At 53.2% G+C, this 24,293-nt stretch carries 20 protein-coding genes; 12 read left to right on the top strand and 8 right to left on the bottom strand.

Going from position 1 to position 24,293, the window contains the following annotated elements:
* Window positions 1–57: 57 nt before the first annotated feature.
* From G6R38_RS23035 to G6R38_RS23025, 3 genes are all read right to left on the bottom strand, one after another.
* Entirely contained in the window at window positions 58–996 is a 939-nt protein-coding gene (locus G6R38_RS23035; RefSeq protein ID WP_166831146.1) for a hypothetical protein, read from the bottom strand.
* Window positions 993–1,457 (bottom strand): pilus assembly FimT family protein, encoded by a 465-nt coding sequence (locus G6R38_RS23030; RefSeq protein ID WP_166831145.1) that lies wholly within the window; start codon window positions 1,455–1,457, stop codon window positions 993–995. Before G6R38_RS23030 ends, G6R38_RS23035 begins: the two co-directional genes overlap by 4 nt.
* Window positions 1,458–1,687: 230 nt before the next feature.
* On the bottom strand, window positions 1,688–3,364 hold the full coding sequence (locus tag G6R38_RS23025; protein WP_166831144.1) for an HD-GYP domain-containing protein: 1,677 nt from the start codon (window positions 3,362–3,364) through the stop codon (window positions 1,688–1,690).
* 576 nt (window positions 3,365–3,940) lie between these two features.
* Between G6R38_RS23025 and G6R38_RS23020 the strand changes: the two genes are divergently transcribed.
* The 12 genes from G6R38_RS23020 to G6R38_RS22965 all read left to right on the top strand — a co-directional run bounded on the left by G6R38_RS23020 (window position 3,941) and on the right by G6R38_RS22965 (window position 15,964).
* Window positions 3,941–4,369, top strand: a complete 429-nt coding sequence (locus G6R38_RS23020) for a prepilin-type N-terminal cleavage/methylation domain-containing protein (protein WP_166831143.1) — start codon at window positions 3,941–3,943, stop codon at window positions 4,367–4,369.
* Between the two features lie 48 nt (window positions 4,370–4,417).
* Window positions 4,418–4,840 carry a response regulator gene (locus G6R38_RS23015; protein ID WP_166831142.1) on the top strand — a complete coding sequence of 141 codons (423 nt, stop codon included), beginning with the start codon at window positions 4,418–4,420 and terminating at the stop codon, window positions 4,838–4,840.
* 51 nt (window positions 4,841–4,891) lie between these two features.
* On the top strand, window positions 4,892–6,307 hold the full coding sequence (locus G6R38_RS23010; RefSeq protein WP_166831141.1) for a sensor histidine kinase: 1,416 nt from the start codon (window positions 4,892–4,894) through the stop codon (window positions 6,305–6,307).
* A 2-nt stretch (window positions 6,308–6,309) separates the two neighbouring features.
* The gene (locus G6R38_RS23005; protein WP_166831140.1) at window positions 6,310–6,645 is read left to right on the top strand and encodes an STAS domain-containing protein; all 336 of its coding nucleotides are present in this window, start codon (window positions 6,310–6,312) and stop codon (window positions 6,643–6,645) included.
* Window positions 6,642–8,405 (top strand): GspE/PulE family protein, encoded by a 1,764-nt coding sequence (locus G6R38_RS23000; protein WP_166831139.1) that lies wholly within the window; start codon window positions 6,642–6,644, stop codon window positions 8,403–8,405. Before G6R38_RS23005 ends, G6R38_RS23000 begins: the two co-directional genes overlap by 4 nt.
* Window positions 8,406–8,423: 18 nt before the next feature.
* A complete protein-coding gene (locus G6R38_RS22995; protein WP_166831138.1) occupies window positions 8,424–9,662 on the top strand; it encodes a type II secretion system F family protein in 1,239 nt (412 codons plus the stop codon).
* Window positions 9,662–10,774: a pilus assembly protein PilM gene (gene pilM / locus G6R38_RS22990; protein ID WP_166831137.1), complete on the top strand. Its 1,113-nt coding sequence runs from the start codon at window positions 9,662–9,664 to the stop codon at window positions 10,772–10,774. The genes G6R38_RS22995 and pilM overlap by 1 nt, the downstream gene beginning before the upstream one ends.
* Window positions 10,771–11,487 carry a PilN domain-containing protein gene (locus tag G6R38_RS22985; protein WP_166831136.1) on the top strand — a complete coding sequence of 239 codons (717 nt, stop codon included), beginning with the start codon at window positions 10,771–10,773 and terminating at the stop codon, window positions 11,485–11,487. Before pilM ends, G6R38_RS22985 begins: the two co-directional genes overlap by 4 nt.
* Before the next feature lie 124 nt (window positions 11,488–11,611).
* Window positions 11,612–12,193 carry a type 4a pilus biogenesis protein PilO gene (pilO, locus tag G6R38_RS22980; RefSeq protein WP_166831135.1) on the top strand — a complete coding sequence of 194 codons (582 nt, stop codon included), beginning with the start codon at window positions 11,612–11,614 and terminating at the stop codon, window positions 12,191–12,193.
* A gap of 49 nt (window positions 12,194–12,242) precedes the next feature.
* On the top strand, window positions 12,243–12,812 hold the full coding sequence (locus G6R38_RS22975) for a hypothetical protein (RefSeq protein ID WP_166831134.1): 570 nt from the start codon (window positions 12,243–12,245) through the stop codon (window positions 12,810–12,812).
* Window positions 12,813–13,136: 324 nt separating this feature from the next.
* Window positions 13,137–14,480, top strand: coding sequence for a dienelactone hydrolase family protein (locus G6R38_RS22970; RefSeq protein WP_166831133.1), 1,344 nt, complete (start codon window positions 13,137–13,139; stop codon window positions 14,478–14,480).
* Window positions 14,444–15,964, top strand: coding sequence for a hypothetical protein (locus tag G6R38_RS22965; RefSeq protein WP_166831132.1), 1,521 nt, complete (start codon window positions 14,444–14,446; stop codon window positions 15,962–15,964). Before G6R38_RS22970 ends, G6R38_RS22965 begins: the two co-directional genes overlap by 37 nt.
* A 181-nt stretch (window positions 15,965–16,145) precedes the next feature.
* Here the strand turns inward: G6R38_RS22965 and G6R38_RS22960 are convergent, their stop codons facing one another.
* The 5 genes from G6R38_RS22960 to G6R38_RS22940 all read right to left on the bottom strand — a co-directional run bounded on the left by G6R38_RS22960 (window position 16,146) and on the right by G6R38_RS22940 (window position 23,989).
* On the bottom strand, window positions 16,146–17,642 hold the full coding sequence (locus G6R38_RS22960) for a sulfatase family protein (protein ID WP_166831131.1): 1,497 nt from the start codon (window positions 17,640–17,642) through the stop codon (window positions 16,146–16,148).
* A gap of 54 nt (window positions 17,643–17,696) precedes the next feature.
* Entirely contained in the window at window positions 17,697–19,583 is a 1,887-nt protein-coding gene (locus G6R38_RS22955; protein ID WP_166831130.1) for a sulfatase family protein, read from the bottom strand.
* A gap of 69 nt (window positions 19,584–19,652) precedes the next feature.
* Window positions 19,653–19,871 (bottom strand): hypothetical protein, encoded by a 219-nt coding sequence (locus G6R38_RS22950; protein ID WP_166831129.1) that lies wholly within the window; start codon window positions 19,869–19,871, stop codon window positions 19,653–19,655.
* 156 nt (window positions 19,872–20,027) lie between these two features.
* The gene (locus G6R38_RS22945) at window positions 20,028–21,482 is read right to left on the bottom strand and encodes a sulfatase-like hydrolase/transferase (protein ID WP_166831128.1); all 1,455 of its coding nucleotides are present in this window, start codon (window positions 21,480–21,482) and stop codon (window positions 20,028–20,030) included.
* A 722-nt stretch (window positions 21,483–22,204) separates the two neighbouring features.
* Window positions 22,205–23,989, bottom strand: a complete 1,785-nt coding sequence (locus G6R38_RS22940) for a glycoside hydrolase family protein (protein ID WP_166831127.1) — start codon at window positions 23,987–23,989, stop codon at window positions 22,205–22,207.
* Between the last annotated feature and the right edge of the window lie 304 nt (window positions 23,990–24,293).

Here is a 24,293-nt window from a genome sequence, read left to right as displayed (position 1 = left end):
CGTCGGGGACACAATACCCTTCGACGATGCAAGTGATTTCGCGGACGTCGAGATAGATTACTCATAAGTCGCATAGATAGAAATTTTTCGGTTGTCCTCGATTGCCCCATTGGGGAACGAACCATCCCAACCTCGTTTACAGGCATCGCTGTTTGCGACATGGGTTTCCCCTCCTGTACTCGCGTAGCGAAATGACGCATCATCGTCTCGATGACTCAGGGCGAGATAGTATTCTCCAGCGGGAATCGTCACCGGGGCCACACCGAACGTAGTCCATCCGCTTGATCCAATCTTCTCGGTCGAACTGTTCGTGATCAAATTATTTGGATTGTTGTTATTGTCAACTCCATACATGGCCACGGTGACATCGGAATTCCCAAGGATGGAAATGCTGAGATACACAGAAATGCTGATGATCTTCTGTTCCGAGTCGAGCGTCACCCGAGTTGCGATGATCTTCCGGCGATCCGATTCGACGCCGCTGAAAACGTCCTCGTAACCAAAGTTTCCGCCGGTTTCCCAGCGATTCCCCCACGAGTTCGGATCCATCGAAGGCGGGGTCGACGCGTTCCCTGTCATCGAGCGGCTTGCCCAACCAAAGTCAAAACCTTGGACATTCGATAGTAATGGAACCGTCGTACTCCCGTTAATCGAATACTGCAACTCATTCGTCGGAGAGCCGACCCAACTGTAGGTCATCGTTTCACTTTGGCCATCAGCGTCGCGATCAGGAACCTGAAAGGTCGCCGAGGTCGCGGACCGTTGTGTAAACAACCGGGCTTGCGAAAGATCTCGGAGCATCGCCGCCTGCACATCTGCCGCCTCGGTCCGCTCTTCCACAATGCCAATACCATTCAACGCTTCATCGCTCAGAAACAACGCGCTACTCAGTCCAAGCATCAATAGCGTCGCCGCACCCGCACTGACAATCAATTCGACGAACGAGTAGCCACGGCGTGCAAAAACAGAAACAGACGGTAGGCGTGTTGTTTTCATGACCCGCTCACTTGACCCGTGACAGCATTAACGGTCACCGTTCGAATCTGGCTACCGGCCCCAACCTGGATAGTCCCGTCAGCGGTCAGCGGAGTACTAGTCTGTGGTCGACCATAAATATCGAACGACATCGTCGTACTGGAATCGAAATCGACGGCCTGAATGCTAACGCCGGGTTGACTCAACGTGAAATCGACTACAAAGCCCTGTGATGGATGATCTGGATCACTCATTCCGGGCATTGCATATTGGGATGGCAACGTAAAATTCACCGACTGACTTGTACCCGTCTGTTGAGCAGATCGTCTTGCCCATCGGAGGTCAGCTGCTAACTGTGCGGCGGCAGCCTCCACTCGGTAGTGGTTCAACATCGCGAAATACTGAGGCATCGCCGTCGCAGCAAGAATCCCCATCACAAGCATCACAATGACCAATTCAACAAGCGTGTAAGCGCGATGCAACTCACTGCAAGTCCGTGAACAGGCCAACGAATACGCATGAGGCGACGAATATTGGTGGCGGGACGCGACAATCACACGAGTGACCTCATCACAAAGGGATCCTGGCAACAGAACCTGCCAAGAAGTATTTAGATCTACTATAGCTCAGGTTCGACTGACTGACTCGGATTGGTGTGATGAGTTCGATAGGACTGCAAGTCGGCTATCTCAGCAATTGGACGGCTTAACCATTAGAGCGTTGTGTCGAGACAGAGCAAAGAATTCGTGCTGGACTGGAATGCTTTGGTGAGATCGCTTTCGGAATCGAAACGATCATCCACTTTCGTGTTCGGATCGTCATAACGACCTAGCAATCGATCAGTCCGTTCGCGTGAGTTTGCACAGATCGCTGTCATCTCTTCGACGTTCTCAAAGAACACGTCGACTAGTTCTGCTTGCCATTGCCGACCGGCTCCATCTCGCATTATCGCTTCCGCTTTCGCCAACGACATTCCGTTCCGATAAGGACGGTTACTTGTCATGGCGTCAAAAGAGTCGGAAACGGCCATGATTCGACCGATCAACGGAATTTCTTCGCCCGCTAAACCATGCGGATACCCAGATCCATCCCACGCCTCGTGATGATGAAGAACACCAGGCAACATTGGTTTCAGGGGTTTCAATCGTTTGAGCAAATCATAGCCACGTTGAGGATGCTGCTTGATTTTCTCAAACTCCTCGTCTGTTAAACGACCCGGTTTCAACAGGACACTATCACTAATGCCAATCTTCCCAAGGTCATGCAAGAGTCCAGATAGATAAATAATCTGACATTCGGTTTCCGGCAGTCCCATACACTTTGCTAAATGCTTCGACATGCATGCCACGCGATCACTGTGACCACAGGTATATTCATCACGTGCGTCGAGGGCCGCGACGAGTGATCGGACCAGCTCAATCGTCATCTCTTCTTTAGCTGCGTACAATCGACGGTTATGAGCATGCGATGCAATCAGAATGCCAGTCGATTCGAGCAACGAAGCTTCAACTGAACCCAGTTCGCTCACAACTGACGATTTGTTTCGTCGCGACGGTCTCGTTTGATTGTGTTCTCCATTGATCGCAACCAGCCAACCGAAACGCTCTTCTTTCCGCATGAGAGTTGTCAATGCCACTGAATAGGCGACCGGACACACCTCTTTCAGTTGCGGACATCGCCGGGTTGCGAGCACGACAGGACGCGTGCCATCCGTCGCTGCGAATTGCTGAATGAGTGCCCGAACTTCTGCCTGCGGAATTTCCTGATGGCCGAAACTAAGATTCCGGGTTGATTGATCACTAGGCAGTCCCAGTTGACCGTCATTCGGAATTACAAGGTGAAGTGAGTGGAAGCCCGCGAGCTGCTGAAGGCGAGGAAGAATCTCGTTGGCAACTCCTTGTAGACTCGTCGTTAAACTACAATGCTCGACATAGCGAGTCACGTGCCTCAAGAAGGTGCGTTCTTCAAAGTCATCTGTCACTTGCCGTCGGTACTCGGCAACCATTGACTTGAGACTACTAATCTCAAAGGTACTGAGCAGCGAGGTTTGAGACAGGTCGCCGGCGATCGTTGCGAGTTGTTCAAAGTTGTCCTCGACAAAACCGATCGCGACCATCATCGATTCTTCGTCGTCTTCACCAGTCAACGGAATCGCGAGAGCTGTACGACCGTCTGATTGCAGCCGCGAAATCGAATGGCCATCTTGCAAACGTTCGCGGTCCTCGGTCAACCATACGCGAAGTTCATCATTCAGGAGCCGACGTTCCATTCCAATCGGCACTTCCCATCGGTCCGCGTTTTCCTCCCAGATATGGAACTCGGACCCAAATGTCTGTTGCAGTTTCGCACAAACAGCGTTCAGATCATCGATGAGATCAAGTGCAGACATGTTATGTCGATTGGTTAGATGAAACTTACAACGATGTCACACGTGGCCGGTGACTCCCACTGCGGATGGCAGTTTAATGTGATCGAGCAACAGTTCGATCCGATCAGTAGTCCCGTCGGTGACAGCACCAGGCACGATATATTGACCGCTATCTAGTGTTTGACCATACGGTTACTAAAAGCATCTATAGTATGCGAATCGATCTAACGCTGACGAACTTAGCGCAATCTGGTCGTTTTTGTCGAAATTCGGGGTGAATGGTCTGGCATCTGAAAGACGTGGTGGACCCCATTGCCTGTTCAGGTGGTTATAAGGTGATGCTTCAACTGCTTGTGATTGACTGTGAAGTATCGAACCTTCATCCAATCGTCATAATCTGTCAATCCATCAAAGGTGGGTCGGTAACAATCAGGTTGTCGATGGTTTGGTGAGAAAAATTCGCATATTTCTCGACCGAGTGAACTAACTTCAATTACGCAGACGCGGTCAGACCTTTAGCGTCTGTGCATTTTCGGAAACTCAGAGACCGTCAACACAACCGAATTCCGTTGAATCAAATACAATTAGGAGGCCGCTATGAACACCATAAACGCTCGCAAAGACGATAATCAGCGGCATGGTTTCACGCTAATTGAACTCGTTGTCGTCGTTTTGATTTTGGGCATTGTGGCTGCCGTGGCATCGCCGAGCATGTTCGACGCCGCTAGCGATGCACGTGATAATGCAGCCCACTCATCTTTGGCGGTGTTGCGAGAGACAATTCAACTCTACCGGGCACAAACTGGTGCATTTCCAGGAGACGGCGGCACGGAAGCGGACTTGAAGTCTGACTTAGACTCTTACATCAGTGGTCCGTTTCCTGCCATCGAAGTTGGCAACAGTGGGGACACGGTTCGAGTTCAGCAAACCGGAGCGGCACTCTCAGTAAGTGGTACGGAAAGTTGGGCGTACGACAATGTCTCGGGCGAAATCATCATCAATCATGCCTCATACTCATCGCTCTAATCAACATGGTTGAACTGAGTTTTCGCATCACTGATTGAGGCCAGGTAAATGGTAGCTTCTTTGAACATCCTTGTGGCGGAAGATAATCGCGTCTTAGCCGACGTCATTCAGTTTAATCTTGAAGACGAAGGGTTTCATGTTGTCGTCGCCCATAATGGTCGCAAGGCTTTGAAGTTAGCAGAGAAGCAAGCGTTCGACCTAATCTTCTGCGATTATCAAATGCCGGGGCTGTCGGGTGAGGAATTGCTTCGTGAAATCCGTGCCAACTCAATCAGTCAGAACGCCGTTTGTGTCCTGTGTTCTGCCAAAGGCTATGAACTGGATGTGGAGCGTCTGAGCAAAGAACTGGACTTGATGCAAGTCGTACTAAAGCCATTCAGCCCGAATGAACTTGTAGAGTTCGCTTACGACGCTCAGGCACTTATTGATGCCCGAAAAGAAACTCGCGGCGACCACGCTGTTGCTGGATAGGTGTTGTACGGTTGCGAATGGATACACCCTCATAGAAAGATGGGCAATATAATGGCCCTATTCCCCCAATCTGCAAGTCTTACGCAACGACTCATTACTAATTATACGATTGTTTCGGCTGCCACGCTAGTTGTGGTGACGGGAGTTTTCTTCCTGACCGATAGCATGCCGATCCGTGCATGTGTGGCAGGAACTTCTCTGTTGTGTTCGATTGGCGTATGCAGCGTGCTGATGCCAGCTACGATCAAAAGCAACCAACAAATCCACAATCAGTTAGAGGCGTTTCCGATCGAAGATGGTGGAGACTGGCACCCTGAGCCTGTCGCCGGTATCGCTCCGGTCGAACAGGGTTGGAACCGGCTTGTTGAGACGGCACGCTGCTGGCGACTGCTCTCGCAACTCGAGCAACGAGTCGATCAGTCTCTGTTTGGTGGTATGTCCAGCGGGTTTCCCAGTGTGATCAACGCACTTTCTGAAGGTCTCGCGGTCACGGATCGAGATAATGAAATCCTCTCGATCAATAACGCATTCGCTGCAATCTGCGACTCCGAAGCCGGTGAGCTTGTCGGTTTGAGTCTCGAAGAAATACTGCCAACCTCGATCGAGTTGTCAGACTTCCGAGGAAATACGCGTCCGATGATCCAGGACTACGAGCACGGGGACGGAGTCGATCAACAATTTTTTCAACTGTGTCGGCGACCACAGCTAAGTTCGGGTGGCGAGGTTGAGGGATTCGTTTGGTTGCTGCGGGATGTGACTCAACAACATTTGGCTGAAGACGCGCGGGAACAGTTTGTTGCCGCCGCTACCCACGAACTACGAACGCCTCTTGCTAGTATCCGTGCCTATGCAGAAACGCTAGCGACACGAGAGAATATCAATCGAGAACAACAGAATCGTTTCTATAACGTCATTCAGAGTGAGGCGTCTCGACTTGGTCGATTTATCGACGATCTCCTCGATGTGAGCCGAATGCAAGCGGGTTCGCTCTCACTCGACTGTCATGAGACAGATCTCAGTCGTTTGATCAACGAGACAGTCGAGAAGATCCGTCCTAGTATGGAGGCGAAACAGCTCGATTTCCGTGTCGAATTGCCGGCCAAGATTCCGATGCTCAATATCGACAAAGGAAAAGTCAGTGCTGCGTTGGTCAATCTTTTGGGGAATGCAGCAAAGTACACGCCGGAATCCGGTCGTGTCACACTGCGGGTGTCCTCGAGTTCTCAACGCATCGAATTGGCTGTGACCGACAGTGGCATTGGCATCGCCGCGGATGAGCTTCCAAACATCTTCGGTCGTTTCTTCCGGAGCGAAGACGATCGTGTTCAAGAGATGTCCGGTAGTGGACTTGGCCTGACATTCACTCAAGAAGTTGCCCGTCTGCACGGCGGCGATGTAAAAGTTGAGAGCGAACTCGACAAAGGATCGACCTTCTGCATGACGTTACCAGTTAGTGCGGGAGCTTAAAGATGGTCGAAGCATTTCGCCAGGGAGCCGTCGACGTCGTTCGTCCGGCAGAACGACTTAACCAGCCGCAGGTAGAGATACTGCAACCGGTTGTTGACTCGATCGTGAAGCAAGGACAGCCTAAACTCGTCATCGACTTAACAAGCGTTCCGTTGATCGATAGCGATGGACTAGAGTTTCTGCTCGACACCCGTGACTCGTGCTTGCGTCGCGGAGGAGAGTGTAAATTGTCGGGCGCAAGTCCATTGTGTTCGGATATCTTGCGTGTTGCCGGCTTGGATGAAGAGATGGAGTTGCAAGACGATGTCGTAGCGGCGGCAGGGAGTTTTGCACGATGAATACTTCAACCGTTGGTCATACAGGGATCAAAGTCAAACGATCGACGAGGTCGATACGACACCGCAACACTGCGCGACAAAAGCCGCTGGGCGAGCGACTTGTCAGTGCAGGTGTCATTACGCGTGAAGAACTCGAATCGGGGTTGCAGGAACAATCGAGTCGGGGACTCCGTCTTGGAGAAACTCTGATCGCTCTCGGGTTCGTCGAGGAATCGGAGTTGTTGCCGTTTCTCGCGGAACAAATGCAAGTCCGGTACGTTCAGCTGCGTGATGGACTAGTCGATCCAAAAATCGTGAAACTGATTCCCCAGCCGATGGCAGAAGCAATCGGTTGTTTAGCAATGTGTCGAGTGCGGAATCGCCTTAGTGTTGCGATGACCGACCCGACCGACCTTGCCAAGATCGATCAAATTGCTCACGCGACCGGACTCCAAGTTCGGCCAGTCCTGGCTCTACGGTCGGCGATTGAGAACCTTCTGAATCGTTGCTACGAAGAAGGTTTTGAAGTCGACAATGTCACTGCGGACATGAGTTCGTCTGACGTTAGTGTGAGTGCCGATGCATTTCAGATTAAAGTTCAAACAATCGGTTCGATCGACGATGGAACGCCGATCATCAATTTGGTGAACTTCATGATTCTGCAAGCGGTCCGGCAAGGTGCGAGTGACTTGCACATCGAGCCTGACGAGACCTACTCCTCAGTGCGGTACCGGATTGACGGTGAACTGCGGGAGGTTTTGCGGCCCCGAACGGAATTTCATCCCGCGATCATTTCCCGGATCAAGGTGATGTCCCGAATGGATATTGCCGAGCATCGTTTACCGCAGGATGGGCGGGTCTGCGTGATCGTCGACGGTCGGCAAATAGACCTACGTGTTTCAACCCTTCCAACTGTCCTCGGCGAGAAAGCAGTACTCCGGGTACTCGACCGAGAAAGCGTGACATTTGAACTAAGTCAACTGGGCTTCCGAAGTCAGCAACTCTCGGAAGTGAATCAAATGTTATCGAAGCCATATGGTTTGATGTTAGTCACCGGTCCCACCGGCTCTGGAAAAACAACGACGTTGTATTCCGCGATCGAACTGATCAAATCTGTCAAACGAAACATTGTGACGGTTGAGGACCCGGTTGAGTATCAACTCAAACGCATTAACCAGGTGCATGCCAATACGGGAACGAACCTAACGTTCGCGCGGGCTCTGCGATCCATTCTGCGTCAAGATCCTGATGTGATTATGATCGGTGAAATCCGCGATAGCGAGACCGCGGAGATTGCCATTCAGGCGGCTCTCACTGGTCACCTAGTGCTCAGTACACTGCATACTAACGATGCCGCGAGTGCGGTTATGCGGTTAGTCGATATGGGTGTTGCACCTTACAAGATCGCAGCGGCGTTTGTCGGGGTTGTTGCTCAGCGTCTCGTTCGCACAGTTTGTCAGGAGTGTCGCACGTTATACTATCCGGAAAAAACACTGCTCGACGAACTGAAATATCAAGGCGATCGCGAACGGCAATTCGTGCGTGGTGAAGGATGTCAAGTTTGTTACGACACCGGTTTTCGCGGGCGGGTGGGACTATATGAGGTGCTTTCGGGCACACGGGAACTGCGTGACCTCATTGCTGAGAACCCAAGAGTCGATGTGCTGCGAGACTGGCATTGCAAACAGGGCGGGCGGAGTCTCCTCGAAGAAGGAATTTCTCGGGCTGAAGAGGGAATTACATCACTGGATGAAGTTGCGCAAGTTGCTCTCTTTGATTGATCGGACGGTACGACGCCAATGGTAGACGCAGTCAACACCTATGAGAAATCAAGTCGCGGGCTGACACCTCGTATGCCGACGGAGTTTCGTTCCGCGCCGGCGTCGCGTGAAAAAGCTGCTGGCGTCGAGGTGAACAACACGGATCCTGCGAAGCAAGATCAACTGCCCAAGTCCGAGAGATCAATTGGGGCGGAGAATACGCCGCCAAGTTCCGGACAGCAGTTGCCAACACGCGAACTGGTGCTAGTTACGACGCAGCTTTGTATTCTCGTTCGATCCGGTGTCGATTTAGCTGAGTCCATTCGTTCGGTTTCTCGTCGTGTGAAACATGCGCGGACACGTGCTGCCCTGAATGAACTTTGGCGGGAGATTGAGAATGGACTGTCGTTCTCCGAGGCCCTTCATCGGCAGACGCATGTCTTCGGACCTACGTTTGCGGCCACCGTCACGGCGGGGGAAGCATCAGGTCAACTGTCATCCGTGTTAAATCGTCTTAAGGAACTGCTGCGGAATGAACTCCGACTTCGCAATACCGTCAAATCGGTATTGATGTATCCGGCGGTTCTAGTTTGCGTCGGGATGATGGTCATTGGGGCGATGGTATTTTTCGTCCTGCCGCAGTTCACTAAGGTTTATCAGGTGATGGAACGACCGGCTCCCATCTTTACGCAGGTTCTCCTCGACGTCGGGGCTTTTTGCCGATCTTGGTGGTGGCTATTGTTGCCGTTGATTGGTTTGGCCGGATTTGCGTTCTGGCGTTTCATGCAACTTCCGATCGCAATCCGTTGGCGAGACCGACAACTACTCACTTTTCGGATAACCGCACGAGTCGTCCAGAATCTTCTCACCGGCCGCGCATTTACTCTAATGGGCACCCTACTCCAAAGCGGAGTGCCGTTGTTAGAAGTAATTCGACTCGCGCGAAGTACTGTCAATAATGTAATGTTTCACGACCTATTTGATGAACTTCAACAGGAGATCCTAGCTGGGCGAATGACAGCTCCGTTGATGGAACATTCCATCTGTGTCCCTGAAGGCACAGCCGAGTTGATTTCAACAGCTGAGTCGTCAGGCGACTTAGGCCCGGTGCTACAGTCTATTGGCGAGTTCTATCAAGAGGAAGGTGAACAACGCTTGCGTGATCTCGTCAAGGTCCTAGAGCCAGCGATCATTGTGTCGATGGGTGTTGTGGTTGCTGGTGTTGTCCTTTCGATTATGTTGCCATTGATCAAACTAACATCTGTGGGAGGTCGCTAATGTCGCTTTTGATGCCCGCGCGGCTCACTCACCGAAAACAGCAAACGGAGCGGATCTACGGTCGGCAAACACCTTGGCTTGGTGTGGATGTCGGCACTCATTCGATCAAACTTGCCGTGGTTACACGCAATCGACGGGGGCAATGGAACTTAGACTATGCGCAACGTATCCCCTGGCCTAAGGATGCCGAACCGTTCTCATCGGCGGATCGGTTTGGTGAAGCCTTGCACGAGGTCTTGCGTCAAGCGGAATCGGTTTGGCGAACGAAAAATCTGACGCAAGTTGCGTTCTCGCTTCCGAGTTCGGCAGTCAGTACGCAAGACCTATGTCACGATGCGGATGATCTTGCAACCATTCATACCACTGCTACGCAGACCATTCGTGAAATATACGGCTCTCGACCCGAGAAACTTGCATTTGACGTGTGGCGTCCCGATCCTGTCGAAGATAGTTTTGCCGACCCGCCGACGAGTCAATTGCTTTGGGCGGAACCGGATGTGGTTAAAAACTGTGTCGAGGTGTTTCGGGATTGTCGGCTCACTGCAGAAATACTCGACATGCCGCCGCTGACAACAGCCCGTGCTAGTGAAATGCTAGAGGGCGCTCGTGAATCCGAACTCATCGTCGACTGGGGAGTCACGCGATTGACCCTGACATGGATTCTCAAAGGTCGTCCGAGATTCACTCGCTATTCGATACAAAGTGGCGTCGCGGACCTAGTACAGTCCATCAATGACGCTCAAGACTTGACATCGACAGATACTGAACTCGTTCTCGCCCGTTACGGTCTGCCGGCGGATACGATCAGCGGATTCAATAGGACCATCGAAAAGACGGCAGCCGACTCACTCGAAGTTTTGCTGGATGAGATCGACTGCACACTAACGTATCTGGGAACCCGTTACCCTCGACGTACGATTGATCGAATCGTTCTCAGTGGCGGTGGCGCCGCGATTCGCAACTTAGACTACTGGTTGACATCTCAAATCGGGATTGATTCTGTGCAATGGATGTTGCCGTTCGGTGACGGTCAAGCAACATGGCAGTCGCTCGATCCGATTCCACTTTTTGCGCATGCCGCTTCACTCTCTGGATTAGGCTATGAGTCATGAAGCGTCATGTGAACCTCATTCCGAGTGCACTCCGACGGCGTCACACGTCGATTCGACAGATTCGAGTGTGGATCGTCGCTTGTGGATGCGTACTGGCTATTGGCGGTATGTTGTGGAATCGGCAGCATGCCATTTGTCAAAAGCTGTGTCACCACGTCGATCAACTTGATCGCCAGTATGAGCCTGCGCGTTTGCTCGGGAAGCAAAGCGAGATGGCACTCAATGAAATCAAGTCTCAGCAGATGACGGTGCGATGGCTTCGGTCGCTCGAGCAAGCGGAAGTTCCGCTGATTACCCTAGCAGGAATTCATCAAAGCATTTCGCGACTCGACGGTCGTGTTCAGCTTGAACGCCTTCGACTTGAAGGACTCGATGCGCCGGCGCCCTCGACCCCGCGGAACGCACAAGTCGCGGATCCAAGTCAATCACAACAGATCGAACGGCCTATCATCCCGATCAACAATCAAGTCGAGCTTTTTGGCTCCGCGGTTGATGACGACACGGTTGGTGAGTTGATCGACCATATCGAGAATACAGGGTTATTCTTCAGTGTCGAATTGATCAACTTGCAAGGGGATTCTGCACGGAACTTTCATATTCGTTGCCGAGTCCAGGCAGATGTCGAGCAATTTGAGGATTTGGCCTATCGGCTACGAGAAACCAAAAACATCTCGACCGCGTCTCATCAGAATGAAGATGCTATGACTCGCTAGGTCGGGCGTGGCCAATAGATAGCTACGGTTTGCATCTTGCTTCATTCGTATGTAATGAGTGTCCTAGCGACATGCCAACGCGACGTAACCCTTTTCAGAATTATCTAGGCTTAGGCCCAATCTAATGGACGATCATCACGAACTGAAGAAACTGAAACGGCGGCTCAATGGGTTGGGTCTGTTGGGAGTCGTGATTGTTTCCGTTGTTGTATGGTGTGTTGGTTTGCATCCACGTCGTGTAACGACGCAGAAACTAGCCGAACGCCAGCAGATGTTAGAGCGGGCGTTGAAGAACCAATGCGTTCTCCGTGCGACGTATCAGGAACGGCTTGCGGAACTCGATCGACAGAGATCGGAAGTCGCGAAGCTGGTTTCGCGAGTCCCGCGGACCGCACGTGAGTCCGACTTTATGAGTCTCATCAGTGAGATCGCTGGCAAAACGAGTATGACAATCAGCAATTTTCGACCGCAAACGAGTCAGATTGGGACTGTCATTGGGGTCAGCCAAGTGCGAATCAGCGGGATGGGTACCTATAGTGACATCGTTGAGTTTCTGGACCAATTACGCGAGTCTTCTCGGATGAATCGAATTGTTCAGCTAGGTATTTCGCCACTCGACGATACGCGGGAACGGTACTCATTAGATCTGACATTGAATCTGTATTTTGATATCCGCCCTGTTCAAGTCACATCTCGAGTCCAATAGTCGAACTAGTTTTGTGTTACCTTTGATACGATCGCGAGGTCGACTTGTTATGGACACTGTTTCAATACCACCCGAACAGCATGATTCGAGTCGAAAAATCAAGCTGGTTGTGATTCTTGCTCTGGTGTTTGTCGGCGTTCTTGTGTTTCGATTCCAATCGCGGAAGAAGATCGCCGCAAGTCCCTCGGCAACGGTCTCGCCGACTCAAGTCGCTTCGACCGCACCATCGGAATCGACCCCGGAAGTTCAGTTCGACCCCGATTCCGTCAAGGTCGATCTGACGCATCTTTGGACGGCCAACCCATTCATCGAAAAGGCGACTGTAGATCAGACAAGCCAGAATCAATCGGGAATCACGTCGTCCACCGACTTGGTAGATGACATTGACGCTATCAACGATCCATCGATCAGTGAAATACCAGTTCAAGGTCACCTCGGAGACCTGCGAGTCTCTGCGACATTTGATAACGGTCGCGAGCCTGCGGCGATCATAGGGAGTCAAATTCGACGACAGGGTGACCGCATCAACGACACCTTCCGCATCGTCGCCATCTATCCCGATCGTGTTGAAGTCGCTGCTTGGCCGTCAGAAAAGCCAGCACAGATCGAGACTCCTTAGAGTCACGCCATCTGCCAGCCACGGCCCCGAAGGTGTCAAAAGTCTGCTGTAGACAGCGGACCAATCGTAGAGCTTCAATAAAGTTGGTGAAAAGGCTTTCGGTGTTGCCGACCGACGGTGGCATACCAAGAGCATGTTCGCCAAATTGTTGAACGGGCACTGCGCGAAAAACCCGAAAGCCCGGCCGTTCCTCTGAGAAAACGGGTACGCAGTCGTGATCAGCGCGAACGAATCTTTCACCGGCGTGGCATCAATGCGGTGCTTTGGGAATAATGAATCGACCATCCGTTCGCTCGTTTCCCATTCACAACGAGAAGGCAGAATATGCCACTTTGGAAAGCGTCCCGTGACTCGTTGCTCATTCTGTTGGCGGTCGCTGCACTTCTTAACCTGACAAACGTGTCATCGGCCGACGAAATCAGTCGGATTACGTCCCTGTCGAAGATCATGCCAGACAAACCGTGGGCCGAGCGACGGAAGGAGATCAAGCGACGGTGGCTGGATCTGCTAGGCGATTTTCCCCAGGAGGTGCCTGAACTCAAGCCACAAATGCAGAAAGTGGACCACCGTAACGAGATCACTCGGTATCATGTCACGTTTCAAGCAGAACCGGATGATCGTGTGACGGCGTGGCTGCTAGTGCCCGATGCGGCTCGCAAAAAGCCGACACCCGCCATTGTTTGCGTGCATAGTACAACGTGGGGTTCGGGTAAGGACCAGGTCATCGGGCTGTCCGGTCGTCGCCCAGTTGATCCGCCACGGGATCCTCGGATCGGAGCCGACTACGGTCGAACGTTGGCTCAGCATGGCTTCGTCACTCTCTCCATCGACCTGTTGACTGACGGAGAACGAATCGACCCGCAGCATCGAGTCATGGACACACGGCCCTTTTATCAGAAGCATCCCGAGTGGTCGATTGTCGGCAAGAACACCTGGGACATTATGAGAAGTGTCGACTTTCTGACGACGCTCGACTTCGTCGATCACCAACAGATCGGCTGTACCGGGTGGTCCCTGGGTGGGCATACCGCTCTCTTTGCGGCCGCGTTTGATGAACGCATCACCGCAACGGTTAGCAACGGCGGAGTGCTGGACTGGTGGCGTCACGCTGATGCCTGGTCTCGCCTGCCTCCGGGAAACAATTGGCGTCCCTGGGAGAAGGGGATCGATGAACCGACCAGCAGCCCACGCCTGGAAAAGCGGTTCGGATTCAAACCGACTAACAGCGGTCCTTACATCTACATCAAAAAGTTTCGGCCATATATCGAAGACCCAACGAAACCGATTCCCGTCGACTTCGACAGCCTGATGGCAATGGTCGCTCCGCGAGCTTTGCTGATCATCTCAACCGAACATGAATTCTCGCGACACAAGATCTTCCCCAAAGCATTGGAAGCCCTGCCAATCTATGTCAACTGGACGGATCAGGACGGTCTGCCGAACGTGCTGAAGGCCAGACAGGAACGACTCGGGTATGCGGAGACGCTCGAATACTACGAATCCAACTACGGTCAGAGCGAGAAAGCCGTGGTCACAAAACTCGATAATCTTGGAGCCGGAGACGCATTCAGTTGGTTTTCCTTTCCGGGCGGCCACGCGTTTCCAGGTGTCGCGCGGCGAATGACGTTCGCATGGTTCGATCGATGGCTGGGGAGGACAATGAAGTGACGCAAGCATTTCGAATCATTCTATGTTTGGCCGGTATCCTGTCGCACGTTCTCGTCACGTACGCCGCCGATCCGGTCGCTCCCGCCGACAGCGAGAACACAATCGACATCGGATCGCGACGTGAACTGTTCGTGGATCGCCTGTTGATCGAGCGGATGCAAGGTGTCGAATTGCGGCTGCATCATCCGGTCTGTACGCCGCGTCCGAAGTCACCGTTGCCCGTCGGTCACTACGTCACCGTCATCAAAGACATCGACGAGGCCGGGGTTCTTTTTCGTGCGTACTGGCGTGGACACAACCAATCATTCAACGGCGATCGGTCTTCCGGTCACGCCGGCGAGACTGTGGAGTATGCCGAGAGCCGGGACGGTCACGAGTGGTCATTCCCGGAGTTAGGACTCCACGAAGTGAACGGAACTCGCCGGAACAACGTGATCCTGGCGAACATGCCTTCGCTGTTGCACAACTTTTCGCCGTTCCTGGATACGAATCCCGATGCCCTGCCCTCCGAACGGTTCAAAGCCCTCGCCGGATATCCGGGCAAGGGTGACAAACGCGGCAAGGCGAAGCCCGGCATGGGACTCTTCGCGTTCGTTTCCGCGGACGGGATTCATTGGACGTTGCGAGACGAGGTCATTCCCTACCGCAATGAATGGCGGCATGCGTTCGATTCGCAGAACGTGTCATTCTGGTCAGCCGCCGAGCAGCGGTATGTGTGCTACTTCCGGACCTGGACGACGCCCGATCGTCTTCGCAGCATCAGTCGGACGACTTCCAAAGACTTCCAGGTCTGGACCGAGCCGACTGCGATGAATCCAAATCTGCCGGGCGAACATCTCTACACAAACCAGACGCACCCTTACGTTCGCGCGCCGCATATCTACATTTCCTTTCCGACGCGATATGTTCCCGGTCGGGGAGATTCCACAGCGTCAAGCGATCACAACAATGCGACCGACATCCTGTTCATGTCGTCGCGGACAGGCACGACACATTATGACCGGACTTTCACGGAAGCCTTCATGCGTCCCGGCATGAACAGTGCCCGCTGGACGAACCGAGCCAACTACGTCGCGTTGAATGTCGTACCGACGTCACGCACGGAACTGTCGCTCTATCATCGCAGTGGCGATCGGTATGTGATCCGGCCGGACGGGTTCGTGTCGGTGCACGGGGGTTCGGAACCGGGTGAACTCGTAACACGGCCCCTCACGTTTGACGGCGACCAGTTGACGGTCAACGCAAGTACCGCCGCGGCCGGCAGCCTGCGTGTCGAACTTCAGACTGGCGATGGCAAACCTATTCCTGGACTCACGCTCGCGGACTGTCATACTGCGTTCGGCGATCGAATCGACATGAAGATCCGTTGGCAGAAAGGCACGATTTCCAAGTGGGCCGGCAAGCCCGTCCGGCTTCGATTCCAACTGCATGAGTGCGATCTCTACTCGTTTCAGTTCGAGCGGGCGTCCTCCGATCACCAGTAACCGATCGAGCATTATGAGTCACGGAATTGCGAGAGATTTGCTCAGGCCATCAGAGGTGGCAGCTGATCCGATGCTTCCGTGTTTCCGCCCTCATTAGCTTTCCGAATCGATGCTATCGGACGGATGAGGTGTGAACAACCGTTGGATCGTGCAGCGCTCGTTAGAGTCTTCTTTCGGCGTCTTATTTCAACTTCTCTTGTCGGCGTTGGGGCCGATTGCTGCGGTGGTTGGGATGTCTTTTTTGTCGTTCCTCAAGAATCGCTTTCGTGGTGGCCGAATCCAGCTGGCCCCAATCTTTCTCATGACTGATTACGGGCACGTTAGGAAAAAGTGAGCCGGTGGGACGTTGTTGCCGGCCTCGCTGCATAAACTCGCCGAGCTCCTTGCGGATTGCGTCGCCGAGTTCTACCAACTCGTTCACGACACTCGGATTGTCGGCTGCAACGTTCGTGGTTTCGGCCTTGTCAGTGTGTAGGTTATACAGAACGGGATTCTGAAGATTGGCGAATGCTTTGTTCTTGTCCCAGAACGGCAGTTGCTCTTTGCTTCTCGGTAAATGGAGCTTCCACGGACCACGGCGGATCGCCTGAAGATTCTCGCAATTGTAATAGTAGAAGGGCTGGGTATCGGGCCGTTTGAGCGGTATCCCATTGAAGAGAGGCAGCAGGTTTTCTCCGTCGTAAACTCGGTCGTTCGGCAATGGGCTTCCGATGGCCGCGGACAGGGTCGGGAAGACGTCCATCGCGTTGATGCTCACGTCCGAAACGAATCCTTTTTTGATTTGAGCCGGCCAGTGGAAGATAAACGGCACTCGATGGCCGCCCTCGAACGTCACGTACTTTGTTCCGCGGTACGGCTTCGCATATTTGTTGGAAGTTGGCCCATTGTCAGACGTAAAAATGACGATGGTGTTTTCCGCAACGTCCGCGTCTTTCAGTGCAGTCATCATCTCGCCGACACTCCAGTCAAGCTCCTGCATGACATCGCCCCGGACGCCGTCCTGTGAAGTTCCCTTGAAGGCTGAACCTGCCTGATACGGCGTATGCGGATAGTTGTGGGCGTAGTACAGAAAGAACGGTTCGCCGCTTTTGGCTTGATCGCGAATGATTGACGTAACGCGTTCCGTATAGAGTTGGGTCAGACGACCAAGTGGCGTCCTTGCGAAGACCTCTTCATCATCGTCGAAGAATTTCGGCGAATGAGCGAAATTGCAGGGCATGCCGTAGTAGTGATCGAAGCCCTGTTGTCGCGGCAGGAACTCCGGCTCCGTGCCGAGGTGCCATTTGCCGACCATGTGGGTTGCGTATCCCCGCTGCTGGAACTGCTCAGCGATCGTAACCTCATTCGGGTGCAAGCCGAGGAACCAGTGGGCCGTCCGATTCGGATTGATCCCCATATAGAGTCCGGCCCGCTGGGGATACGCGCCGGTCAGAAAGGCCGCCCGTGACGGAGAACAGATCGACGCAGCCGTATGAAAATCCGTGAACCTCACACCTTCGGCAGCAAGCCGATCGATGTGCGGTGTCTTCACTTTCGTCGCTCCGTAGCAGCCGATGTCTGAGTAACCCAGATCATCGGTAAGGATCAGAACGACATTGGGTGGTTGCTCCTGTGCGGAGGTCAAACTTGCTGGTAGTAGAAGAATGCTTAGAACGTGGGCGAGCGAACTTAGCTTCATTTGAAGACTTCCACGGACGTCTGGGGTTTTTGATGAACGCGGCCGGTGACAGTTTTACTCGACGACCGGTGTAGAGAATTCCGTCGACGTCGCCTTGGCATAGAAGCCGACGTAGTCAATGGACTTCAAATCTGGTGGTAGTGAAAACTTGAATGATGATCCGTTGACGGTGGCCGAGCCGGTACCTTTCGCGACGTTCAGTTGGACCTCGATTTCAAAGGTGTCTTCCGGCTGAAACTTTGCTCTCTTCGCTGCGGCACTTCCCACATTGCCCCAGCCGCCAGTGAACGCGACGTGCTGATTCATTCCGATCGCCGTGCCAATTTTGAAGCTGTCCTTGTTGGTGGGTTTTGATGCGATGACCAATGCACCGTTTCGAGTCGTGCCGGACTTCGGGACACTCCGATACTTCAGCCGAATCGTCGCGGACTTTGTGATTGGCTGGTCCAGTTTCTGGAACGCCAGTCCTTCAGTCTTCGGTGACATGGAATAGCCGAAGTCCGAGCTGGAAACGTCCGCACCGAGCACTACGTCGAAATCGCCGGTCGAGTCTTTCCCCGCGCGAGGCTCGACCGACTTCTTCCCTCCACGATTGCGAGGTTTGTCCAGCTTCCACCAATCGGGACCTTCCTTGAGAACGGCGGCGTCATGTTCGATCAGTTTGGCCCGTAGCTCAGCGAACTTGTCCGGGAATTCCGCCGCAACATTGGTTGTTTCCTGCCAGTCCTTTTCGATGTTGTAGAGTTCAAACGACGTCAGATCGTCAGAGCCGATGATCTTCCAGTCACCAATCCGCATTCCAACTCGGAATTGTGTCGGAGCAAGATGGTTCCGCCAGTACAATGGTTGCTCACGCTCAAGCGGTTTGCCTGCAAACAGCGGCAGCAGACTGGTGCCATCGATTGTACGATCATCCGGCAGCGGGATGCCGACCACATTGCAGATCGTCGGAAACACATCCGACCCAATAATGGGTGTGTCGCTGACCGAGCCAGCTTTGATTTTCCCTGGCCAGCGAACGATTCCCGGAACGCGAATGCCGCCCTCATGAGTGGCACGCTTTCGTCCACGCAAACCGCCTGTCGACCCCCGCGTGCGGCCACTTGTTCCCTTGCCTTCAGGGCCATTGTCGGACGTGAAGAAGACGAAGGTGTTATCGCGATAGCCCATCTCATCGACCGCGGTCATCAGCTTGCCAAAGGCGTCATCGAGTTGCGTGATGTTTCCATGATGCTGCCGAATGCCTTCATCTTCGATGTCCGCATAATGCTTCATGTACTTGGGGGCGGATTCGATTGGGAGATGCGGTTCGTGAGTCCACACGGTGATGAAGAATGGAGTGTCTGACTTCTCTCGCCGCTTCAGCCAGTTGATCGCTTCGTTCGCTGCGATCACGGCGCTAGGGCCTTCCATGCGACCAACCGCCTCGCGATTTCGCACGTAATTCGTCGGATTCATATGGTTCGGGGCCGCGTTATTTTGTGTCGCGAGCCAATGGTCATAACCGTGATCGTCGGGCTGAGGCTGCTCATCGGAATTGAATTTGCCATTGAGATGCCATTTGCCAGCGTGGCAAGTTTCATAGCCCCGGCTTTTCAACAGTGAGGTGATTGTGATTTCGCTCTCTCGCAAATGATAGATGCTGCCGCCGGGAATCCATCGCCATACGCCGTTTCGATAAGGCGTGCGTCCGGTCAGAATCGCTGACCGCGATGGCGAACACACCGAACATCCGGCATAGCACTGCGTGAACCGCATTCCTTCGCTAGCGAACTGATCCAGGTTCGGGGATTGGATAATCGGATGTCCGTAACAACCGAGGTCGCCCCAACCCTGATCGTCGGTCAGGAAGACGATGAAATTGGGTTGCGATGTTTCGTCGGCTGTGACGACAAGGGGAAGGAGGAGAACAAGGGCGTAAGCGAGAGCGAGTATCTTCATGATCCATGACCTTCGGTTATTCAAACTCAGCGTTAGATCGGTAGCGACTCCATTATGCAGCAAAGTCCGTCATTTCCGAAGAGACACGGACAGGTAATAGCACCCCAGCTCGGATCCCGTGTCCCTGTGACCAATTGGCTTGAGCGAGAAATCAAACGGATTGCCTGTGAATCCCAGGTCGCCATCGCCTTGGTCGTCGGTGATCACAACGATGACGATTGGCCTGTCACTGGCGACGGCATAATCCGCCTGCGACCAAACAGCTGCCAGAAGGATCAGTCGAGTCATTCCAAAGAGGTGTCTCATGGTCGCAATGCCCGAGGGAATGAATGACACCAAGAGTCGGCCCACCTTTTCTATGCTGCCTGATGAAGTCGCACAGAGCCGGGTGCATCTGCTGGTTAGTTCGGGACGTCTGGCGAAGTCCCCTACAGAAGCGATTTCTTAGTATTTGTAATCCGCCCCATCGCGGCTGAGTTGGCATTCATGGTCGATGGCCTGCAGGCGATCCATCAGTAACTTCAACTGCTCTGGTCGTGACTTCACGAGGTCGTTTCGTTCGTATGGGTCTTTGGCTAGATCGTACAGGCGAACACGTCCTTGCGGCTTGGCTTCACGAAGCAACTTCCAGTCACCGGAGATTAACGCCTGGCCATCGACTCCCCCATAAAGACGTCGATAACCAAAGAACAGATTCGTCGGTCGTTTTTTGACTTCGCCTCGAATCACTGGCATCAAGTCGATTCCGTCGATAGGGCGTTTGTTTCTGGATGCGAATTTGTAACCGACCAGATTCGCGATCGTTGGAAAGTAATCCAGCGTCGAGCATCGCACGTCCGTTGTGACACCTGCCGGAATGACTCCGGGCCAAACGGCACATGCGGGCACAAGCAGGCCGCCTTCATACATCGTGTGTTTGTGCCCTTTGAATGGTCCGGCGGAAGCGACTCCTTTTCGGGTCAAACTGTCCGCCGGTCCGTTGTCACTACAAAAGAAAATCACGGTCGATTTTGAAAGGCCCCGTTCCTCAAGTCGCTCCCGCAACCGTCCGATTTGTTCGTCCATTGCCGTGATGCAGCCGTAGAGATTCTGCCGCGCCGACCCAGACTTTGCGTAGCGTTTTCGATACTCTGGCCCCGCGACAACAGGTTCGTGCGGCGTATGAAACCAGACGGTGGCGAAAAACGGCTTCTCGTTTTCCTCAATGAATGGTAGAACGCGATCCATGATGACGCGGCTGTCATCACCCGCCATGTTATTGGTGACCTCCACGCCGTCCTGGACATACGGGGCCCCGCCTTTCCATGGCTCACCGGGCTTGTTTCCCCAACTCGACCAATTGTCGGGCGTCACGGTGGGATTCCAAGTGGGCACCGCGCTGGTCGTGGCAAAGTGCGTGTCGAACCCGTGTTGGGATGGAGGCGAATAGAAGCCTCTCGACCCCGCGTCGGACTCCTTGACCCAACCCAGGTGCCACTTGCCAAAGAACCCGGTCCGGTAGCCTTTTGACTTGAGCATCTCAGCGATTGTGATTTCACCGACTCGCATTCCCGCCGTGTGAGCGGCCAGCACGCCAAAGCGAAACGGGTGCCGCCCTGTCAAACAACTCCCACGAGTCGGGGAACAGAGTGGTGCCGACGCATAAAAGCGATCAAACCGAACCCCCTGTTTCGCCATTGCGTCCAGGTGAGGCGTGTGAATTCTAACATTTCCGTTGAAGCCCACATCGCCCCAGCCCTGATCGTCACTCATCAGCAGAATGATGTTTGGCAACCCGTCGTCAGACGCAGCTGGTTTTGGCGACTGCGCTGTGACTGCTGACGGCTGAACAACTAGAGAAACTCCCGCAAGCAATGTCGTGAGAAGGGAGAATTGAAAACGAGCCGATTCTCTGGTCATAGCATTCTCAACTTTCAATGCTGCTCTTTGATTTCAAACTGTTAGACAAAGTGGGAATCCGCAGCCATGATTGCCGAAGGTGCTGTGATGGACGCTAAGAATGAGCATGCTGAAAGATGCCACACTTCATTTTGCATTGACATCGGTGCGAAATCCACCGTTGCTTGGAATGTGTATTCCGGCCGCAGTTGAGTTTGAGCCACCTGCGTGAGAGCGATCTTCGTTTCCTGTCCTGAGCACACACGATCCCCCTGACATTCGCTTCGAGAACATTGTGAAGTTCGCAAACCGAATAGGTGTCGGAAAGCGGTTTTCCTTTGTGGTCTCGACACATGTCGGTGCGCACAAGTAGCCTTTGTTGTCTCACGCCACAGAGATTGCAGACTGAAAACCATCTCCCTGAACTGAAACCAAATTACTATGCCAAACCAAGTCCAGCTTGTTCGCCAGGCGACGCTAATTTTCATGATGTACGTATTGATCTTCGGCTCGCTGCTTGGCTTCACGGGAGCTATCCAAGCCCAAACTGTGGATACCGAATCTGTCTTAGGCGACACGACAATGCCGTCTGTGTTTCGTGAAAAAAAAGCCATGCTAGGGAGTGCAATAGGGACTATCAAAGGACCACTAACGTTGTCGACGTCACGGCGATCGGACTGGCTCATCTGGGGGTCGATATTCCTTAAGACAAGAACGGTTGGGCTAGCGGGTAGACGGCGTCCTCACTTTGACACGGCGGTGCCGATTCCAGTTCGACCATAACTGTTGCCGCAGTAGAACAGGCGAAGATGATTGCCCTCGCGAATGACAGTGGGATACTCGACCATCTGTTTTTCCCAACCAGTTCCCGTTGGTGTGAGTTGCAAGTTGTCCCCGTCGTTCCGACCACGTCGCCAATGAATTCCGTCTGTAGATTCGGCATAACAAATTGAGTAGTACCCCCAGCGTGAACCAATGGCGGAGTACCACATTCGAAATGTGCCGTCCTCCTGCTGATGCACGACCGGACCGGCCACGGCAATGTCTTCGTAGCTGCGATTTGGATCTCGCAACATCACGGCTCCCTGTTTATGCCAGGTAACACCATCTTCCGAGACAGCAAGGCAGATCACTTTCTGCTGATTCAGATCATGTCGTTCACCCGTGGTCGGACAGCCGGTGTAGTAGAAACGCCATTGTTGAGTCCCGTCCGACTGAGTGACTCTCAAGACCGATCCCCCTGCAACGCCGATGGCATCCGGATCACCAAGCTGTCCGCTCGGTGCGAGGACCGGTGTGTCTCCATGCCGCGTCCAGTTGAGGCCATCCTGACTCGTCGCAAGGCCGATTCCCGGAAAAGCACTCAACCCCGAGCCACGCCCGGCGTTCCCTGTGTAGTACAGATGCCACTGACTGTCATCCATCTTCACCACATGTGGCAACACGCACCAAGCCGCATCGAATGAACCCGCAGGACCGTTCTTGAACAATGGGCCTTGCCGTTCCCAATGAGTGAGATCATCAACTGGAGCGGTTGCGACTCCAATGGTATGCTTGCCCCGATCGCTTCCGCCGCCATAGTACACATTGTACGAATCGCCCGATCGAAGAACCCACGGATTCATACAGCGAGTCGAATCAAAGACACCCATTCCCTGACGAGGCGGAAGGATTGGGTTATTCTCGTCTCGAATCCATTCGACAGGCTGCTTCAGCTTGGCATACGCTTCGGAATTCGATAGCCGCATTTTGACCACTTCTTTCGTCTTACGGACGATTCCATAGAGTGTACCAATATCACTGCGATCCCAAGCGATTCCTTGTCCAGCAATCGGAGCAGAAACCGTCGAGAGATGTTTCAGCTCTCCGGACTGCTCGGGGACTTTCATAACATAGAGTTCAGCATGGTCGTGGCCAGTAACGAACAGTCTGCCATTGGGGCCAAATGCCCCGCCGGAATTGCTGTTCGGCCGAAAGCGTTGCAGAACAGACTTCGGAAAGTGCCAACGTCCTGTCTCTTTCCAGTCGTTATTGTATCGTGCCAGAAATGTTTGATTGACCTCATCACCATAGAAAGCAAACGCAACCCACCATGCGTCTTGATACCGTTCAATCCAATTGATGGCTCCTTCAGTGACGTCGAATTTCCGAGTTGCGACATGTGTCAGTGTGTCCGTCGAAAAAACTTCAATGGTGTTTTCCAAAGGTGAACTCGGCCAATTCGAGTTCGCACAGTGCAATTTTCCCTCAAGCACGACTCCACTATTCAAGTGCAAAATGTGGGAACCATCCGGTGCTGACCACTCTTCGATTTTCTTTGAGGTTTCTTTGTCATATTTGGCAATCGAGCGACTAGCAATGGCATAGAACGAAGACGAATCTACCGCGACCGCCTGATGAGCTTCCGGGATGTGCACTCTCTGTAATTCCTGAATTGAGATCTCGGCCGCGTCACAAATCGAAGCGAACAGAAACAAAGTCAGAAATGAGTTAAAGAGTCGTTGGGCGAGGAATCTCGTCGTCTTCATGAATTCGAATCCGGTTGAGCAGTTACCAGGGCGCATTTCTCATTCAAAGTCTACACCGTTTCCTAAACCTTGAACATGTTCAGAATAGGTGCGATCGCCGAGCAGCTTTCATCACGCTCAACGTCACTGTCCGCAATGTCACGTCTCTGCCCGAAAGAACACGCGTGACCGCACGAAAAGGCTATTGCATTGCTAGCGGGATGGGGTGATACCAAAGTGGTCTTTCCCGTCCGCAAATGCAGCATGGTTTCATCGACCACACTGATGCCCGAACCGATCCGCTCGATCCGTTTCGTTTCTCGAC

The organism is Thalassoroseus pseudoceratinae (assembly GCF_011634775.1).
In the GTDB taxonomy this organism is placed as follows: domain Bacteria; phylum Planctomycetota; class Planctomycetia; order Planctomycetales; family Planctomycetaceae; genus Thalassoroseus; species Thalassoroseus pseudoceratinae.
This window is presented reverse-complemented; position numbering and strand designations above follow the sequence as displayed.

Coding starts and splice junctions, on each gene's coding strand:
- G6R38_RS22995 (WP_166831138.1), top strand. CDS start 8,424: ATGGTAGACGCAGTCAACACCTATGAGAAATCAAGTCGCGGGCTGACA.
- G6R38_RS23015 (WP_166831142.1), top strand. CDS start 4,418: ATGGTAGCTTCTTTGAACATCCTTGTGGCGGAAGATAATCGCGTCTTA.
- pilM (WP_166831137.1), top strand. CDS start 9,662: ATGTCGCTTTTGATGCCCGCGCGGCTCACTCACCGAAAACAGCAAACG.
- G6R38_RS23000 (WP_166831139.1), top strand. CDS start 6,642: ATGAATACTTCAACCGTTGGTCATACAGGGATCAAAGTCAAACGATCG.
- G6R38_RS22950 (WP_166831129.1), bottom strand. CDS start 19,871: ATGACTCGACTGATCCTTCTGGCAGCTGTTTGGTCGCAGGCGGATTAT.
- pilO (WP_166831135.1), top strand. CDS start 11,612: ATGGACGATCATCACGAACTGAAGAAACTGAAACGGCGGCTCAATGGG.
- G6R38_RS22960 (WP_166831131.1), bottom strand. CDS start 17,642: ATGAAGCTAAGTTCGCTCGCCCACGTTCTAAGCATTCTTCTACTACCA.
- G6R38_RS23035 (WP_166831146.1), bottom strand. CDS start 996: ATGAAAACAACACGCCTACCGTCTGTTTCTGTTTTTGCACGCCGTGGC.
- G6R38_RS22965 (WP_166831132.1), top strand. CDS start 14,444: ATGGTTCGATCGATGGCTGGGGAGGACAATGAAGTGACGCAAGCATTT.
- G6R38_RS23020 (WP_166831143.1), top strand. CDS start 3,941: ATGAACACCATAAACGCTCGCAAAGACGATAATCAGCGGCATGGTTTC.
- G6R38_RS22955 (WP_166831130.1), bottom strand. CDS start 19,583: ATGAAGATACTCGCTCTCGCTTACGCCCTTGTTCTCCTCCTTCCCCTT.
- G6R38_RS23005 (WP_166831140.1), top strand. CDS start 6,310: ATGGTCGAAGCATTTCGCCAGGGAGCCGTCGACGTCGTTCGTCCGGCA.
- G6R38_RS22940 (WP_166831127.1), bottom strand. CDS start 23,989: ATGAAGACGACGAGATTCCTCGCCCAACGACTCTTTAACTCATTTCTG.
- G6R38_RS22945 (WP_166831128.1), bottom strand. CDS start 21,482: ATGACCAGAGAATCGGCTCGTTTTCAATTCTCCCTTCTCACGACATTG.
- G6R38_RS22985 (WP_166831136.1), top strand. CDS start 10,771: ATGAAGCGTCATGTGAACCTCATTCCGAGTGCACTCCGACGGCGTCAC.
- G6R38_RS23025 (WP_166831144.1), bottom strand. CDS start 3,364: ATGTCTGCACTTGATCTCATCGATGATCTGAACGCTGTTTGTGCGAAA.
- G6R38_RS22975 (WP_166831134.1), top strand. CDS start 12,243: ATGGACACTGTTTCAATACCACCCGAACAGCATGATTCGAGTCGAAAA.
- G6R38_RS23010 (WP_166831141.1), top strand. CDS start 4,892: ATGGCCCTATTCCCCCAATCTGCAAGTCTTACGCAACGACTCATTACT.
- G6R38_RS22970 (WP_166831133.1), top strand. CDS start 13,137: ATGCCACTTTGGAAAGCGTCCCGTGACTCGTTGCTCATTCTGTTGGCG.